We start from the raw sequence: 15,018 nt of genomic DNA, 5'->3' as shown, positions 1-15,018 counted from the left end.
CCCCGACCGCTGCGCGGTCTCCCCCGAGTATTTTACGAAAGATGAAAGAGCGCCCCTCCGGTCGGACGACCTCCCTTTCATCTTTCCCCAAATACTCCGGGGGAGGCTTCCGAAGGAAGGCGGGGGCAGCGCCCCCACCCACCGGTGTCACTCCGCGGCCCAACCAGACACGGCCTTGACCTCGACGAAGTCGTGGATACCCCAGCTGCCGGCTTCGCGGCCGTTGCCGGAGGCCTTCATGCCGCCGAAGGGGGCGCCGGCGCCGCGGGGCTGGCCGTTCATCTCGACCATGCCCGAGCGCAGCTGGCGGGCCATGCGGATGCGGCGCTGGTCGTCGCCGCTCTGCACGTAGTTGGTCAGACCGTAGGGCGTGTCATTGGCGATGCGCACGGCCTCTTCCTCGGTGTCGAACTTTAGGATCGACAGGACAGGGCCGAAGATCTCCTCGCGCGCGATGGTCATGTCGTTGGTGACATCGGCAAAGACCGTGGGGCGCACGTAGAAGCCCTTGTTGAAGCCTTCGGGACGCCCCGTGCCGCCGGCGACGAGGCGCGCGCCCTCGTCGATGCCTTTCTGGATCAGGTCCTGGATCTTGTGCCACTGGGTCTCGTTCACGACGGGGCCGATATGGCGGCCATCCTCGGAGGGCGGGCCGACCTCGACCTTGGCGGCCACGGCGGCGGCTTCCTCGACCACCTTGTCGTAGATCGTCGATTCGACCAGCATCCGCGAAGGCGCGTTGCAGGACTGGCCCGAGTTGTTCATCATGTGCAGCACGCCGCGCTTGACCGCCTTGTCATCAGCATCGGCGAAGAGCAGGTTCGCGCCCTTGCCGCCCAGTTCCAGGTGCACGCGCTTGAGCGTGTCGGCCGCCGCCTTCGAGATCGCGATGCCCGCGCGGGTCGAGCCGGTGAAGCTGACCATGTCCACGTCCGGATGCGCGGACAGCTGGCTGCCCACGCCGGCCCCGTCGCCGTTGACCATGTTGAACACGCCGGCGGGCAGCTCGGCCGCGTCCATGATCTCGGCCAGGATTACCGCGCTGAGCGGGCTTTCCTCGGAGGGTTTCAACACCATCGTGTTGCCCGAGACCAGCGCCGCGCCGACCTTGAGCGTGACCTGGTTCATTGGCCAGTTCCACGGCGTGATCAGCGCGCAGACACCCACCGCCTCGTGCAGGATGCGGTCATCGGGGGCGTGATCGCCCAACGGCGCCTCCCACGGGAAGTCGCGGGCGGCGCGGATGAAGGTCTTGAGATGCGCGATGCCGGCGCCGACCTGTGCGCTGCGCGCCAGCGCGATCGGGGCGCCCATCTCGAGGCTGATCGCCTGGGCCAGATCCTCGGTCCGGGCCTTGTAGGCGGCGTAGACGCGTTCCAGCGCGGCGATCCTTTCTTCGGGCGGGGTGGCCATCCAGCCCGGCAGCGCCCGTTTGGCGGCGGCGACGGCCGCGTCGGTATCGGCCTGCCCGCCCAGCGAGATCGTGGCGCAGGGCTCTTCGGTCGCCGGGTCGATCACCGCGTGGTCGCGCCCGTCACGGGGATCCACCCAGGTTCCGTCGATATAGAACTGGCGTTTCTCGATCATCTCGTTCCTCCGGGAAAACATGTTTACCCGACCGCGTGGTCGGTCTTTGGCTTCACTCTGTCATCGTGTTAGGGAAGGTGCAAGGAGGGGTTTACATCCCGACTTTTGAATATATCTAGGACCTGCAAACTCATTCCCGAGCAAAACGGACAGAAAAGGATCTCCGCCATGGCTCTGCGCATCAACGACGAAATCCCCAACCTCACCGTCCCCACCGATCAGGGCGACATCACCCTGCATGACTGGATCGGCGACAGCTGGGCGATTCTCTTCTCGCATCCCAAGGACTTCACCCCGGTCTGCACGACCGAGTTCGGCGCCGTGGCGCAGCTGGCCGACGAATGGGAGAAGCGCGGCACCAAGGTCATGGGCATCTCGGTCGACGGGGTCGAGGATCACAAGAAGTGGAAGGGCGATATCGAGAAGACCTCGGGCGCGCCGGCCGGCTTCCCGATCATTGCCGACGATGAGCTGACCGTGGCCAAGGCCTTCGACATGCTGCCCGCCGATGCCTACCTGCCCGATGGCCGGACGCCGGCCGACAGCGCCACGGTGCGCGTGGTCTTCATCATCGGCCCGGACAAGAAGCTCAAGCTGTCCATGACCTACCCGATGACCGTGGGCCGCAACTTTGCCGAAGTGCTGCGGGCGCTGGACGCGCTGCAGACTTCGGCGCGCGAGAACGTGGCGACGCCCGCGAACTGGACCGTGGGCGAGGACGTGATCGTCCCGACGGCGGTCTCGGACGAGGACGCCCGGGCCAAGTATGGCGAGATCGAAACCGTGCTGCCCTACCTGCGCAAGGCCAAGCTGCCGTCCTGATCGGCACGCCTGATGTGACATGGCGCGCCCCCGCATCGAAATGCGGGGGCGTTCCTGTATCATGGCCCGGCAACGCGGCGCATGTGAGAGGGGAGGGCGGCCCATGATGCCCGGGCGATTCGAGACGGCACGGCTGTGCGTGACGCCATGGGGCCCGCGTCTGAGCGACGGCGCTGGACGGGCCGCGCTGGAGGTCGCGCTGGCCAGGCTGCTGAGCCCAGCGGTCACGGCGCACCTGCCACCCGCGCTGCATCCGGGAACGGGCGCGGCGGCCATGGCGGAGTGGATCGCGGCGCGGCGTGCGGAATCCGAGGTCTTCCTTGTTGAAGACAAGGCCACGGGGCAGCTGCTGGGGCTGCTGATCCTTGCCGGGGGTGAAGAGTCGAAGCCGCCCGTGCTGCACCTGGGCTACCTGCTGGCCGAGGTCGCCTGGGGGCAGGGTTACGCCACCGAGGTGCTGCGGGGCGTCGTGGAGGCAGTGTCGGCACGAGGGCCGGCCCTGCTGCTGGCCGGCGTGGACCCGGCCAACCCGGCCTCGGCGCGGGTGCTGGTCAAGGCGGGGTTCCAACGCGATCCGGCCCTGTCGACCGGGCCGAGCGAGATGTACCGGCTCGATCTGCCGTGAGGCAGGCGGGCACACGCCCTTGCAGACACCCCGCGCTTGGCCTTTTATCGGCGCCCGAAAGGACCTGACCATGCGCGACCCGTTCGACCTCGGAACCGAGACCATCCTGCCCGGGCACCGGCGCACCGTCGACCTGCCGGTCTCGGTGCTGTCCGATCACACGCCGGTGACGCTCTCGGCCCACGTGATCCACGGCCGGAAGCCCGGCCCGGTCATGTTTCTCTCGGCCGCGATCCATGGCGACGAGGTGATCGGGGTCGAGATCGTGCGCCGAGTGTTGCGCGCCGCCCCTGTGGCGCGGTTGTCGGGAACGCTGATCGCGGTGCCCATCGTCAACGCCTTCGGCTTTCTCAACCAGTCGCGCTATCTTCCGGACCGGCGTGACCTGAACCGCTGTTTTCCCGGCCAGCAACACGGCTCGCTGGCGGGGCGGCTGGCGCATCTCTTCATGACCGAGATCGTGGCGCGCAGTGATGTGGGCATCGACCTGCATTCGGCCGCCGTGCGGCGCGAGAACCTGCCCCAGATCCGGCTGACACCCGGCAGCGCGCGGCTGCGCGACCTGGGCGAGGCCTTTGCCGCGCCGGTCACCATGCTCAGCAAGGAGCGCGAGGGCTCGCTCCGGCTCGAGGCGGGCACGGCCGGCGTGGACGTTCTGCTCTACGAGGCGGGCGAGGGGCTGCGCTTCGACGAGTTCGCGGCACGGGCCGGGGTGACCGGCATCCTGCGGGTGATGGCGCGGCTGGGCATGATCGCCGGGCGCGGCGTGCCGCGGGCGCGCACGCCCTCGGTCTTCTGCGAGCGGTCCTCCTGGGTGCGCGCACCCTCGGGCGGGCTGTTGCGCTCGCTCAAGGCCAGCGGCGACTATGTCGAGGCGGGCACCGTGCTGGGCATCGTGGCCGACCCGTTCGGCGAGGAAGAGGCCGAGGTGGTGGCCGAGGTGACCGGCATCATCGTCGGCCGCACCAACCTGCCCGTGGTGAACGAGGGCGACGCGCTGTTCCACATCGCCGAGCCGCGCGAGCCCGAGAAGGCCGAGGCCGCCGCCGAGGGGTTTGACGCCCATCTCGAGGCGGCGCCGCTCTTCGACGAGGACGAGATCATCTGAGCGCCGCATATCCGGTTGCACCCGGGGCTGCGGATTGGCAGGGTCGCGCGGCCTTGTCACCGGAGTCGCCCATGTCCTTCACGCTTGCCACCTGGAACATCAACTCGGTCCGCCTGCGCAAGGGGCTGGTCGAGAAACTGCTGAACGAGGAGGCGCCGGACGTGCTGTGCCTTCAGGAATGCAAGTCGCCGGTCGACAAGATCCCGACCGAGGGCTTTGCCGAGCTGGGCTACACCCACATGGTGGCGCGCGGCGAGAAGGGCTATAACGGCGTCGCCATCCTGTCACGCCTGCCGCTGGAAGAGGCGGGGGCCGAGGATTTCGCCGGGCTGGGCCACGCGCGCCACATCGCGGCGCGGCTGGAGAACGGGGTCACCGTGCACAATTTCTACGTTCCTGCCGGCGGCGACGTGCCCGACCGCGAGGTGAACGTGAAATTCGGCCAGAAGCTCGACTACCTGACCGAGATGCGCGACCGCTTCCATGCCGAGAAGCCCGAGAAGTCGATCCTCGTGGGCGATCTGAACATCGCCCCGCGCGAGGATGATGTCTGGAGTCACAAGCAGCTGCTCAAGGTGGTCTCGCACACGCCGATCGAGGTCGAGCACCTGGGCCAGACGCAGGAGGCCGGCGGCTGGGTCGACATCACCCGCAAGGACCTGCCCGAGGGGCAGCTCTATTCCTGGTGGTCCTACCGCGCGCGCGACTGGGACGCGGCCGACAAGGGGCGGCGGCTGGACCATGTCTGGGCCACGCCCGACATCGCCAATGCCGCCCATTCCAGCCGCATCCTGCGCGCCGCCCGCGGCTGGGAGAAACCCTCGGACCACGCCCCGGTCTTCGCCACCTTCGACCTGTAGGCCCGCCGCCCTTGCATAACGCGTGGCGCTGCGCCATCTAGCGGGAAACGGACCGCAAGGAGCGGAGGATCACATGCTGGAACTGGGTGGCGGCGCCAAGCCGCAGGCACAGGACGACCTCGTCAAGGACATCTCCGAGGCCGAATTCATGGCCGAGGTGGTCGATGGCTCGGCCAAGGTGCCGGTGATCGTCGATTTCTGGGCGCCCTGGTGCGGCCCCTGCAAGACGCTGGGCCCCGCGCTGGAAGAGGCCGTGCGCGCGGCCAAGGGCGCCGTGCGCATGGTCAAGGTCAATGTCGACGAGGCGCAGATGATCGCGGGTCAGCTGCGCATCCAGTCGATCCCGACGGTCTATGCCTTCTGGCAGGGCCAGCCGGTCGACGGGTTCCAGGGTGCGCTGCCGGGCTCCGAGCTCAAGGCCTTCATCGACCGCGTGGTGGCGGCGGCCGGCGGCGAGGCCCCGGGCGGCGGGCTGGACGAGGCCATCGCCGCGGCCGAGGAGATGCTGGAGCAGGGCGCGGCCGTGGATGCGGCCCAGACCTTTGCCGCGATCCTCGAGGAAGAGCCCGCCAACGCGCGCGCCTATGCGGGTCTCGTGGACGCGCATGTGGCGATGGAGGATCTCGACCAGGCCGAGGCGATCCTGAACGGCGCCCCGGTCGAGATCTCCAAGGCGCCCGAGCTGGAGGCCGTGCACGCCAAGATCGAGCTGGCCAAGCAGGCCGCCAATGCCGGCCCGGTGGCCGATCTGATGGCCCGGGTCGAAGCCGATCCGGCCGATCACCAGGCGCGTTTCGACCTGGCGCAAGCGCTCTATGCCAAGGGCGATGCCGAGGGCGCGGTGGCGCAGCTGCTGGAGCTGTTCCGGCGCGATCGCGAGTGGAATGACGGGGCCGCAAAGGCCCAGCTTTTCACGATTTTCGAGGCGCTGAAGCCCAACGACCCGGTGGTGCTGAACGGCCGTCGGAAACTCAGCTCGATGATATTTGCCTGAGCAGGGGCGTGGGCTAGCTTGGCCTTCATGACACGCTTCTCAGATCTGCCGGACACAATTCCGGTCTTCCCGTTGTCTGGGGCGCTGCTATTGCCCCGGGCCCGGCTTCCACTGCATATCTTCGAACCGCGCTACCTTGCGATGCTGGACGATGCGCTCAAGACCCAGACCCGCCTGATCGGCATGGTCCAGCCCAACGAGATGCCGGGCCGCGACGGGCCGGGCCTGCACAAGATCGGCTGCGCCGGGCGCATCACGCAGTTCTCCGAGACCGAGGACGGGCGCTACCTGGTCACGCTGGCCGGGATCTCGCGCTTCCGCGTCTCGAAGGAGGTCGAGGGCTTCGCGCCCTATCGCCGCTGCGAGGTGTCGTGGGACGGGTTCGACCGCGACCGTGCCGGCAGCGAGGAGGATGGCCAGTTCGACCGGCGCCGCTTCCTCGACCTGCTGGACCGGTTCTTCGCGGCCAAGAACCTGTCGGCCGACTGGGATACGCTGAAAGAGGCGGATGACGAGTTGCTGGTCAACTCGCTGTCGATGATCCTCGAGTTCGGGCCGGAGGACAAGCAGGCGCTGCTCGAGGCGCCCTCGCTCGCCACGCGGCGCGAGACGCTGGTGACGCTGATCGAATACGCCATGCGTGGCGGGGAAGAGGACCTGATCCAATGACCGAGACCTCCGGGACGGCCGCATTCGACCGCCGCATGCTCGAGGCGCTGATCTGCCCGGTCAGCCAGACCGGGCTGGAGTACGATGCCGAGCGGCAGGAGCTGGTCAGCCACCGCGCCGGTCTGGCCTACCCGATCCGGGACGGCATCCCGGTCATGCTGGTGGACGAGGCGCGCAAGCTCGACGACTGACCCTCAGCCCTGTTCGAGTGCACGGGTGAAGGTGGCGGTGTCGACATTGCCGCCCGAGATCGTGCAGATCACGGCGTCGCCCTCCTGCGCGTCGCCGTGGAACAGCGCCGCGGCCAGCGCGACGGCCCCGCCCGGCTCGGCCACCACCTTGAGATGCCGGAAGGCCAGCGCCATGGCGCGCAGCACCTCGTCATCGCTGACCACAACGCCCGGCCCGCAGAGCCGGTGCAGGACGGGGAAGGTAATCTCGCCCGGCATGGGGGTCAGGATCGCGTCGCAGAGCCCGCCAGCCTCGGTCGCATTGCCCTGCCGCGTGCCGCTGGCCAGCGAGCGGGCAGTGTCGTCATAGCCCGCAGGCTCCACCGGGCGCACGCGCAGCCCGGGCGCCTTTGCCTCCAGCGCCAGCGCGATCCCGGCCGTCAGGCCGCCGCCGCCGCAGCAGACCAGCACATCGGCCGTCTCGATACCCTGCTCGGCCGCCTGCGCGGCGATTTCCAGCCCGCAGGTGCCCTGACCGGCGATGACCATCGGCTCGTCATAGGGACGGATCAGGGTCAGCCCGCGCTCCGCCTCCATCCGTGCGCCGATCTCCTCGCGGCTCTCGCTGCCGCGGTCATAGAGCACCACCTCGGCGCCTAGGGCCCGCGTGCCCTCGATCTTGGCGGCGGGCGCATCGCGCGGCATGATGATCAGCGCCGGCACGCCGAAGGCACGCGCCGCCCAGGCCACGCCCTGCGCATGGTTGCCCGAGGAATAGGCCAGCACGCCCCGGGCGCGCACCTCCGGGTCCAGCGCCGAGATGGCCGACCATGCGCCGCGCAGCTTGAAGCTGCCGGTGTGCTGCAGGCATTCCGGCTTGACCCGCACCCGCCGGCCGGCCAGCGCGTCCAGCGCGGGCGACCACAGCAGCGGCGTGCGCCGCACATGGCCCTCGGCCCGGGTGGCGGCGGCTTCGATCGCGGCGATATCCATGGTGTCATGCTCCCTGTCTTGCCTCTGCGGACTAGGGCGCGCCGGCCCGGCCATGTCAACGCGTCTTGCACCCGGGTGCCGCCCGCGGCAGCGTGCCGACCATGATCGAACGGATGGCCGAGACCGGGACGCAGCGCAGCACCGCGCTCTATTCTCCTTGCGAACGCTATCGCTACGGCTTGCGGCGGGTCTGGGACCCGGCCGGGCCCGAGTTGCTCTTCGTCATGCTGAACCCTTCGACCGCGACCGAGGCGGCCAATGATCCCACGATCGAGCGCTGCCAGCGCCGGGCGCTGCGGCTGGGCTTCGGCGGGATGCGGATCGCCAATCTCTTTGCCTTCCGCGCTACCCGGCCCGAGGATCTGCGCCGCGCCGAGGACCCGGTCGGCCCCGAGAATGCCGCGCTGCTGGCAGGGTGGTCGGCTGGCGCCGATGTCACCATCGCGGCCTGGGGTGTGCATGGCGCGTTGCAGGGGCAGGGGGCCGCGATCGCTCCGCAACTGGCCGGGGACGTGCGCCACCTGGGCCTGACCCGCGACGGCCACCCGCGCCACCCGCTCTACGTATCCTATGCCGTCACCCCCACGCCCTGGCCGCGCGAGGCGCGCTATGCCGGGGGTTGAGCGGTCCCGGCGCGGGACGCCTCGTTAACCTTCCACTGCGAATTCCGTTGATCGGTCAGGGGTGATCTGGGATATTTCATGCGTTTTCGTATGAGGCCGGGCCGATGATGTTTCTTGCAGGGCTGTTGGGCATGATGGCGCTGGGATCGGTGGCCATCGTCAGCACCACGACACCGGAAGAGGAAGAGACCGACGAGTCGTCGGTGGCCCGCACCGGCGCGTCCGGCGACCCCGATGACCTGCCCGAGGACGAGGTCGAGGGGGGCGAGGGCACCTCGCTCTTTGCCCAGCTGGGGCTGATCAACATGCCCGGGCTCGGCGGTGCCGAGGCCGAGGCGGCGGTGGCCCGGGCCGCACCGGAAGATGACGCAACGGCAGCCGCACCGGAAGAGGATGCCGCCCCCGAGCCGCTGGAATATGGCCATGGCGTGATCGAACCGGGGACCGAGGCCGATGACGCGCTGCGTGGCACGGGTGATATCGACCTGCTAGGCGGGCGCGAGGGCGATGACCACGTGGACGGGCTCGGCGGAGGTGACGAGATCCGCACCGGCGCGGGCGATGATACCGTGCTGGGCGGGGACGGGGCCGACACAGCCCATGGCGAGGGCGGCACGGACTGGATCGAGGGCGGCGCGGACGATGATGCGCTCTTCGGGCATGACGGCGATGACTGGCTGCATGGCGGCGCCGGTGCGGATGAGCTGCAGGGCGGTCTTGGCCATGACATGCTGCTGGGCGGCGAGGGTGCGGATGCGCTGCATGGTCGCGAAGGCGCCGACACGCTGGATGGCGGTGCGGGGCCCGACACGCTGTTCGGCGGCTGGGATGATGACATGCTCAACGGCGTGCTGCGCGATCCGGCCACCGGGCAGGATATCGACGCGCCGGACTTCCTGAACGGCGGCGACGGGGATGACACGATCGGAATCGGCACGGGCGACGTTGTCTCGGGCGGCGAGGGCGCGGATGTGCTGGTGCTGGGCGACTGGATCGTCGAGGGCCCGTCCGAGCTGATGGATTTCGACGCGGCCGAGGACCAGATCGTGATCGTCTATTACGACAGCGACGGCGGCGCCGATCCGCAGCTGGACATCCGGCCCAGTGCCGAGGATCCGGAGATGACCGAAATCGTCGTGGATGGCACGGTGCTGACCGTGTTGCCCTCGTCCGAGGCGCCCAGCCCCGACCAGCTGGTGCTGGTGGGCGAAAGCGCCGCGGGAGAGCTTGCCTTCGCCTGACCGGGCGCGCTTGGCAATCCGCTCAGAATCACGTAAAGGCACGCATCCGCTTTGCGGAGCACCTCCATGGGCCTTGCTGGACGACATCCCGGCTTGTGCCATAACCCATTGATCCGAAAAGGAGACCCCGATGTCGATCACGGCCGAGGAAAAGACCCGCCTGATGAAGGAATACGCCACGAAGGACGGCGACACCGGTTCGCCCGAAGTTCAGGTGGCCATTCTGACCTCGCGGATCGCGACGCTGACCGAGCACTTCAAGACCCACAAGAAGGACAACCACTCGCGTCGTGGCCTTCTCAAGCTCGTGGCACAGCGCCGCAAGCTGCTGGATTACCTGAAAGGCAAGGATGAGGGCCGGTATCGCGACCTCATCAAGCGCCTGGGCATTCGCCGCTAAGAGCGATCGCTTCAGAATACCGAGGGACAGGCGCCCGCTCCATGTCGGAGCGGGCGTTTCCCGTTCTAGGGCAGGCGGAACTGCATGAACCGGTTGTAGAGCACCAGGTACAGGTCCTTGCCGTCCACCGCGGTGAAATCGCCGGCATCCTGCGCCGAGGGGATTACCTCGCGCGTCTTCACGCGGCCGGTCGCCATGTCGATCTCGTACAGGTAGTCATTCTCGCAGGAGCCACCATCCACCGCGAAGAGGCTGTCTTCGGTAAAGCCGAAATGGTTGCCGCCGGCGGTGCGGATGGGCGAGACCCAGTTCAGCCGGTTGAGCCCGGGCGCAAGCGAGACGATGATCCCCATCCGTCGTGTACCTGAACAGCGGCGCGCCGTGTCCAGCTGGATCAGCAGCCCGCCATCGGGGGCCTGCGCGACATAGTTGGAATCGGGCACCACATAGCCCGGATCGTCGCCCGGGTGCAGACCGCGCGGCCCGGCCGGGATCGCCAGCCGCACCAGCCGCGCCGGGCGTGCCTCGGCCGGCAGCACCAGCACCAGCATCGACAGCTCGCCGCCCGAGACCCAGCCCCGCAGCGCGGCGCGGGTGCCGTCCGTGTCGTGATAGACCTGCACGGCGCGGAAATTGCGGGCCCCGCCCAGTTGCGCGCGCAAGGCATCGTCGCGGCCCGAGACCTCCATGGTCTGCAGGTGCACGCGCAGATGATCGTAGAGCGTGTCCACCGGGCTGCGCGCTTTGGACGTCACGAGCCGCGCCTGGATGTCCTTCTGCGGGCCGGGATTCTCGATGATCGGCACGCGGACTACCGGGATCTGCGACAGGTCGGCCTCGGGGCCCTGCCGGAACAGGGCGATCAGCGCCTCGGACGGGTCCGCCCGCTCCTGTCGCAGCGTCTCGGCATAGCGGGCGGCGGCGTCCTGTGCGCGCAGCCCGGCACGGGTCTCGGGGAAATCCTTGGCCACGACCAGCAGCTGCGCGATGCGCCGGGTCAGATCGTCGATCCGCAGCGCGGCGGACAGCGCGTCATTGGCGCGGCGCTCCAGCGTCTCTGCGGCGTCGATCCGGTCCAGCTCGGCCTCTGCCCGGCGTGCCGCCTCGGTGCCGGCAAAGCGGTCGCGCACCGCGCGCAGCGCCGTTGGATCCAGCGGGTTCAGCGCGGCCTCCAGCGCGGACTGGGCCGCTTGGGTCCGCTCGGCCTCGGCCCGTTCGGACTGCCTCGCCTGTTCGGCCGCCAGCTCGTCGCGCAACTGTGTCTGCAGGCGCTTGGCCGTCGCCGCGGCCGGCGTGCCGTCGAAGTCTTCCGCGACCCGCGCGAGGGCCTCCATGCGGGTCTGCGGATCGGTCGGGATCAGCGCGGCTCCCAGCGCTGCCGTGGCCGCCGCCGCGCGGTCCGGTGCAGGATCGCGCTCGGGCTCGGCCTGTTCGACGGACTCGAAACCCAGACCCAGCGCCGCGGCGATCGGGCCGATCTTGTGGCCGCCGTTGAAACTGTCGCCCACGCGGCTCAGCCCGCCCTGGTTGTGCAGCGCCACGACCGCCAGCGTCCGCGCATCGAAAAGCAGCGCGCCGGACGAGCCGCCGGTGCTTTCGCAGGTGTGGCGGAAGACCGAGTCCTCGGGCGGAATCTCGGACTGGCGGCGATGCACCTGGCAGGTGCCGGTGGAGTATTGCTGCGGATCGCCCCCGGGATGGTGGATCATGCGCAGCTCCTGGAAGGGCTCGGCCCGCGTCATCATGCGCAGCGGCAGATGCCCTCCGAGATCGGCATTCGCATCGCCCCCGATCACCTGCAGGACCATCGCATCCAGCGCCGCATCCTCGGCCAGCGCTCGCGGCAGCACGCGATAGGTGCGTACTGCCGAGGTCGTGTCCTGATCGGTGTAGTTGAAGTTCACCCGCGCCTCCTGCACGATCTCGAAGCCGCCGCGTTCGAGATCGGGATCGTGGAAGCAATGCCGGTTGGTCAGCAGCCGGTTGCCCGGCAGCAGCGCCACCGTGCAGGAGGACACGAAGGGGCTGTCCAGCGTGATCCGGCGGCCGTTGCGGGTGATCTCGCGCGGCTTGCCGTCCGGGGTCGAGAGGCAGATCTGCATGCGGCCCACGAAGCGCGCGATCTCGCGCACATCCGAAGGCGCACGGTTGATCGACAGCCAGAAGCCCGGCTTGGCCTCGCCATCGACGACCATGGCCTGGAAGGCCGAGCTTTGCGTGTCGACCTCAAAACCGAAATCGCAACTGGCCAGGCCCTGGGCCGAGGCGGGCGCGGCAGACAGGCCGAGAAGGGCGAAGAGCAGGGCAAGGCGTCGCATGGCAGGCTCCGGGCTGGGCGGTCTTCGGTAAGTGAAGCGCGGCCCGGATGCGATCTCAAGTCCTGAATACCCCCGGTCACGGGCGCCCGCGGGGCGGGGCGCATCGTCGCCCGGGCGGCGGAAAGGCTTTCCAAATCGCCCGAAAACATGTAACGGAGCCGCACATCTGAGACGTGGTGCGACGGTCCCCGCGCCGTGAAGGATAGATGAGAGGGACCGGCGGCAATGGGGCCGCCACTCAAACGGGAGACCCGGCAGGGGCCGGGCGCGCTCCCCTACAGGATACGATGATGTTCAAAGAGACCAAGAAGACCATGCAGTGGGGCGAGGAGACGCTCACACTGGAAACGGGCAAGGTTGCCCGTCAGGCGGATGGCACGGTGATTGCCACGCTGGGCGAGACCAGCGTCATGGCAAACGTGACCTTCGCCAAGGAGGCCAAGGAAGGCCAGGACTTCTTTCCGCTGACCGTTCACTACCAGGAAAAATACTATGCGGCCGGCAAGGTGCCCGGCGGCTTCTTCAAGCGCGAGGCGCGGCCGACCGAGAAGGAAACGCTGACCGCCCGCCTGATCGACCGTCCGATCCGTCCGCTTTTCGTGCCCGGCTTCAAGAACGAAGTGCTGGTCATGTGCACCGTGCTGAGCCACGACCTCGTCAACGATCCCGACATCGTGGCGATGATCGCCGCCTCGGCCGCGCTGACCATCTCGGGCGTGCCCTTCATGGGCCCGATCGCCGGCTGCCGCGTGGGCTTCGAGGACGGTGAATACGTTCTGAACCCGACCGTCGACGACATGGACCAGCTGCGCAACAACCCCGAGCAGCGGCTCGACCTGGTTGTCGCGGGCACCAAGGATGCCGTCATGATGGTGGAGTCCGAGGCCTATGAGCTGACCGAGGAAGAGATGCTGGGCGCGGTGCTTTTCGCGCACGAGCAGATCCAGCCGGTCGTCGACCTGATCATCGGGCTGGCCGAGGACGCCGCGAAGGAGCCGTTCGACTTCCAGCCGCCGGATTACTCGGCACTCTACGAGGCGGTGAAGGCCGCGGGCGAGCAGAAGATGCGCGACGCCTATGCCATCACGGTCAAGCAGGAGCGCGTCGCCGCGCTGTCGGCGGCCAAGGAGGCGATCAAGGCCGCGTTGACCGAGGAGCAGCTGGAGGATCCCAATCTGGGCGCCGCCATCAAGAAGCTGGAATCGGTCGTGCTGCGCTCGGACGTGGTGAAGAACAAGCGCCGCATCGACGGCCGCGCCCTGGACGAGGTGCGCCCGATCGTGTCCGAGACCTCGGTCCTGCCGCGGACGCATGGCTCGGCCCTGTTCACGCGCGGCGAGACGCAGGCACTGGTCATCAGCACGCTGGGCACCGGCGATGACGAACAGATCATCGACGCGCTGCACGGCAACTACCGCTCCAACTTCCTGCTGCACTACAACTTCCCGCCCTACTCGGTCGGCGAAGTCGGGCGCGTTGGCCCTCCGGGCCGTCGCGAAGTGGGACACGGCAAGCTGGCATGGCGCGCGCTGCAGGCGGTGCTGCCGGCAGCGACCGATTTCCCCTACACGATCCGCGTGGTCTCCGAGATCACCGAATCGAACGGCTCTTCCTCGATGGCCTCGGTCTGTGGCGGGTCGCTGTCGATGATGGATGCGGGCGTGCCGCTCAAGGCGCCGGTGGCCGGCGTGGCCATGGGCCTCGTGTTGGAAGAGGACGGTGACTATGCCGTGCTGACCGACATCCTGGGCGACGAGGATCACCTCGGCGACATGGACTTCAAGGTGGCGGGCACCGAGAACGGCATCACCTCGCTGCAGATGGACATCAAGGTCGCCGGCATCACGCCCGAGATCATGAAGACCGCGCTGGCCCAGGCCAAGGCGGGCCGCATGCACATCCTCGGCGAGATGGCCAAGGCGCTCAGCGAGGCGGGCAGCTTCAGCGTGCACGCGCCGCGCATCGAGACCATGCAGATCCCGACCGACAAGATCCGTGAAGTGATCGGCTCGGGCGGCAAGGTGATCCGCGAGATCGTCGAGACCAGCGGCGCCAAGGTCGACATCAACGACGAGGGCATCATCAAGATCGCCTCGCCGGATGGCGAATCCATCAAGAAGGCCTATGACCTGATCTACTCGATCGTGGCCGAGCCGGAAGAGGGCAAGATCTACAAGGGCAAGGTCGTGAAGATCGTCGATTTCGGCGCCTTCGTGAACTTCTTCGGCAAGCGCGACGGGCTGGTGCATGTCAGCCAGATCGAGAATCGCCGCCTGAACCATCCGTCCGACGTGCTGAAGGAAGGCCAGGAGGTCTTCGTGAAGCTTCTGGGCTTCGACGATCGCGGCAAGGTGCGCCTGGCCATGAAGATGGTCGACCAGGAGACCGGCGAAGAAATGACCAAGGAAAAGAAGGAAGAGGCCGCGGACTGAGCGGTCCTCCATCGCGCGCCACGTGCGCGACCTTGATCGGGGCGCCTTCGGGCGCCCCTTTTTCGTGCCAGGCGGCCTGGCGACTGGCAAAGCCCTGCCGATATCGCCTCATGGTTGTTTGTGGCCAGCCCGTTGCGTGCTACCTATACGCGAGACGCGGGGAAGTTGACGAAGTC

At 68.3% G+C, this 15,018-nt stretch carries 14 protein-coding genes; 11 read left to right on the top strand and 3 right to left on the bottom strand.

Annotated features, from left to right (window positions below):
* Window positions 1-147: 147 nt before the first annotated feature.
* Window positions 148-1,587: an aldehyde dehydrogenase family protein gene (locus AVJ23_RS03085; protein WP_058860658.1), complete on the bottom strand. Its 1,440-nt coding sequence runs from the start codon at window positions 1,585-1,587 to the stop codon at window positions 148-150.
* 168 nt (window positions 1,588-1,755) lie between these two features.
* Here AVJ23_RS03085 and AVJ23_RS03080 point away from each other — a divergent pair, with 168 nt between their 5' ends.
* The 7 genes from AVJ23_RS03080 to AVJ23_RS03050 all read left to right on the top strand — a co-directional run bounded on the left by AVJ23_RS03080 (window position 1,756) and on the right by AVJ23_RS03050 (window position 6,856).
* Window positions 1,756-2,409, top strand: coding sequence for a peroxiredoxin (locus AVJ23_RS03080; RefSeq protein ID WP_058860657.1), 654 nt, complete (start codon window positions 1,756-1,758; stop codon window positions 2,407-2,409).
* A gap of 103 nt (window positions 2,410-2,512) precedes the next feature.
* Window positions 2,513-3,034 (top strand): GNAT family N-acetyltransferase, encoded by a 522-nt coding sequence (locus AVJ23_RS03075; RefSeq protein WP_058860656.1) that lies wholly within the window; start codon window positions 2,513-2,515, stop codon window positions 3,032-3,034.
* Window positions 3,035-3,098: 64 nt separating this feature from the next.
* Window positions 3,099-4,142, top strand: coding sequence for a succinylglutamate desuccinylase/aspartoacylase family protein (locus tag AVJ23_RS03070; RefSeq protein ID WP_099045462.1), 1,044 nt, complete (start codon window positions 3,099-3,101; stop codon window positions 4,140-4,142).
* A 71-nt stretch (window positions 4,143-4,213) separates the two neighbouring features.
* The gene (locus tag AVJ23_RS03065; protein WP_058860654.1) at window positions 4,214-5,002 is read left to right on the top strand and encodes an exodeoxyribonuclease III; all 789 of its coding nucleotides are present in this window, start codon (window positions 4,214-4,216) and stop codon (window positions 5,000-5,002) included.
* 73 nt (window positions 5,003-5,075) lie between these two features.
* A complete protein-coding gene (locus tag AVJ23_RS03060; RefSeq protein ID WP_058860653.1) occupies window positions 5,076-5,996 on the top strand; it encodes a thioredoxin family protein in 921 nt (306 codons plus the stop codon).
* 27 nt (window positions 5,997-6,023) lie between these two features.
* Complete coding sequence (locus AVJ23_RS03055; protein WP_058860811.1) at window positions 6,024-6,665, top strand: LON peptidase substrate-binding domain-containing protein; 642 nt, start codon at window positions 6,024-6,026, stop codon at window positions 6,663-6,665.
* A complete protein-coding gene (locus AVJ23_RS03050) occupies window positions 6,662-6,856 on the top strand; it encodes a Trm112 family protein (RefSeq protein WP_058860652.1) in 195 nt (64 codons plus the stop codon). The genes AVJ23_RS03055 and AVJ23_RS03050 overlap by 4 nt, the downstream gene beginning before the upstream one ends.
* Window positions 6,857-6,859: 3 nt before the next feature.
* Here AVJ23_RS03050 and AVJ23_RS03045 read toward each other — a convergent pair whose 3' ends face one another.
* Window positions 6,860-7,828, bottom strand: a complete 969-nt coding sequence (locus tag AVJ23_RS03045) for a threonine ammonia-lyase (RefSeq protein WP_058860651.1) — start codon at window positions 7,826-7,828, stop codon at window positions 6,860-6,862.
* Window positions 7,829-7,929: 101 nt separating this feature from the next.
* Between AVJ23_RS03045 and AVJ23_RS03040 the strand changes: the two genes are divergently transcribed.
* The 3 genes from AVJ23_RS03040 to rpsO all read left to right on the top strand — a co-directional run bounded on the left by AVJ23_RS03040 (window position 7,930) and on the right by rpsO (window position 10,092).
* Window positions 7,930-8,451 (top strand): DUF1643 domain-containing protein, encoded by a 522-nt coding sequence (locus tag AVJ23_RS03040; protein WP_058860650.1) that lies wholly within the window; start codon window positions 7,930-7,932, stop codon window positions 8,449-8,451.
* 104 nt (window positions 8,452-8,555) lie between these two features.
* Entirely contained in the window at window positions 8,556-9,692 is a 1,137-nt protein-coding gene (locus AVJ23_RS03035; RefSeq protein WP_084794251.1) for a calcium-binding protein, read from the top strand.
* A gap of 130 nt (window positions 9,693-9,822) precedes the next feature.
* Window positions 9,823-10,092, top strand: a complete 270-nt coding sequence (gene rpsO / locus AVJ23_RS03030) for a 30S ribosomal protein S15 (RefSeq protein ID WP_058860648.1) — start codon at window positions 9,823-9,825, stop codon at window positions 10,090-10,092.
* 65 nt (window positions 10,093-10,157) lie between these two features.
* On the opposite strand, the gene AVJ23_RS03025 is transcribed toward rpsO, so the two are convergent.
* Window positions 10,158-12,410, bottom strand: coding sequence for a trypsin-like peptidase domain-containing protein (locus AVJ23_RS03025; RefSeq protein ID WP_058860647.1), 2,253 nt, complete (start codon window positions 12,408-12,410; stop codon window positions 10,158-10,160).
* 290 nt (window positions 12,411-12,700) lie between these two features.
* On the opposite strand from AVJ23_RS03025, the gene pnp reads away from it, so the two are divergent.
* The gene (gene pnp, locus AVJ23_RS03020; RefSeq protein ID WP_058860646.1) at window positions 12,701-14,842 is read left to right on the top strand and encodes a polyribonucleotide nucleotidyltransferase; all 2,142 of its coding nucleotides are present in this window, start codon (window positions 12,701-12,703) and stop codon (window positions 14,840-14,842) included.
* Window positions 14,843-15,018: the final 176 nt, after the last annotated feature.

This window comes from Pseudoponticoccus marisrubri (assembly GCF_001482405.1).
Taxonomy (GTDB): Bacteria; Pseudomonadota; Alphaproteobacteria; order Rhodobacterales; family Rhodobacteraceae; genus Pseudoponticoccus; species Pseudoponticoccus marisrubri.
This window is presented reverse-complemented; position numbering and strand designations above follow the sequence as displayed.

Excerpts from the sequence above, each read along its gene's own strand:
- AVJ23_RS03085 (WP_058860658.1), bottom strand. The coding sequence starts at position 1,587 with ATGATCGAGAAACGCCAGTTCTATATCGACGGAACCTGGGTGGATCCC.
- AVJ23_RS03080 (WP_058860657.1), top strand. The coding sequence starts at position 1,756 with ATGGCTCTGCGCATCAACGACGAAATCCCCAACCTCACCGTCCCCACC.
- AVJ23_RS03075 (WP_058860656.1), top strand. The coding sequence starts at position 2,513 with ATGATGCCCGGGCGATTCGAGACGGCACGGCTGTGCGTGACGCCATGG.
- AVJ23_RS03065 (WP_058860654.1), top strand. The coding sequence starts at position 4,214 with ATGTCCTTCACGCTTGCCACCTGGAACATCAACTCGGTCCGCCTGCGC.
- AVJ23_RS03060 (WP_058860653.1), top strand. The coding sequence starts at position 5,076 with ATGCTGGAACTGGGTGGCGGCGCCAAGCCGCAGGCACAGGACGACCTC.
- AVJ23_RS03055 (WP_058860811.1), top strand. The coding sequence starts at position 6,024 with ATGACACGCTTCTCAGATCTGCCGGACACAATTCCGGTCTTCCCGTTG.
- AVJ23_RS03050 (WP_058860652.1), top strand. The coding sequence starts at position 6,662 with ATGACCGAGACCTCCGGGACGGCCGCATTCGACCGCCGCATGCTCGAG.
- AVJ23_RS03045 (WP_058860651.1), bottom strand. The coding sequence starts at position 7,828 with ATGGATATCGCCGCGATCGAAGCCGCCGCCACCCGGGCCGAGGGCCAT.
- AVJ23_RS03040 (WP_058860650.1), top strand. The coding sequence starts at position 7,930 with ATGATCGAACGGATGGCCGAGACCGGGACGCAGCGCAGCACCGCGCTC.
- AVJ23_RS03035 (WP_084794251.1), top strand. The coding sequence starts at position 8,556 with ATGATGTTTCTTGCAGGGCTGTTGGGCATGATGGCGCTGGGATCGGTG.
- rpsO (WP_058860648.1), top strand. The coding sequence starts at position 9,823 with ATGTCGATCACGGCCGAGGAAAAGACCCGCCTGATGAAGGAATACGCC.
- AVJ23_RS03025 (WP_058860647.1), bottom strand. The coding sequence starts at position 12,410 with ATGCGACGCCTTGCCCTGCTCTTCGCCCTTCTCGGCCTGTCTGCCGCG.
- pnp (WP_058860646.1), top strand. The coding sequence starts at position 12,701 with ATGTTCAAAGAGACCAAGAAGACCATGCAGTGGGGCGAGGAGACGCTC.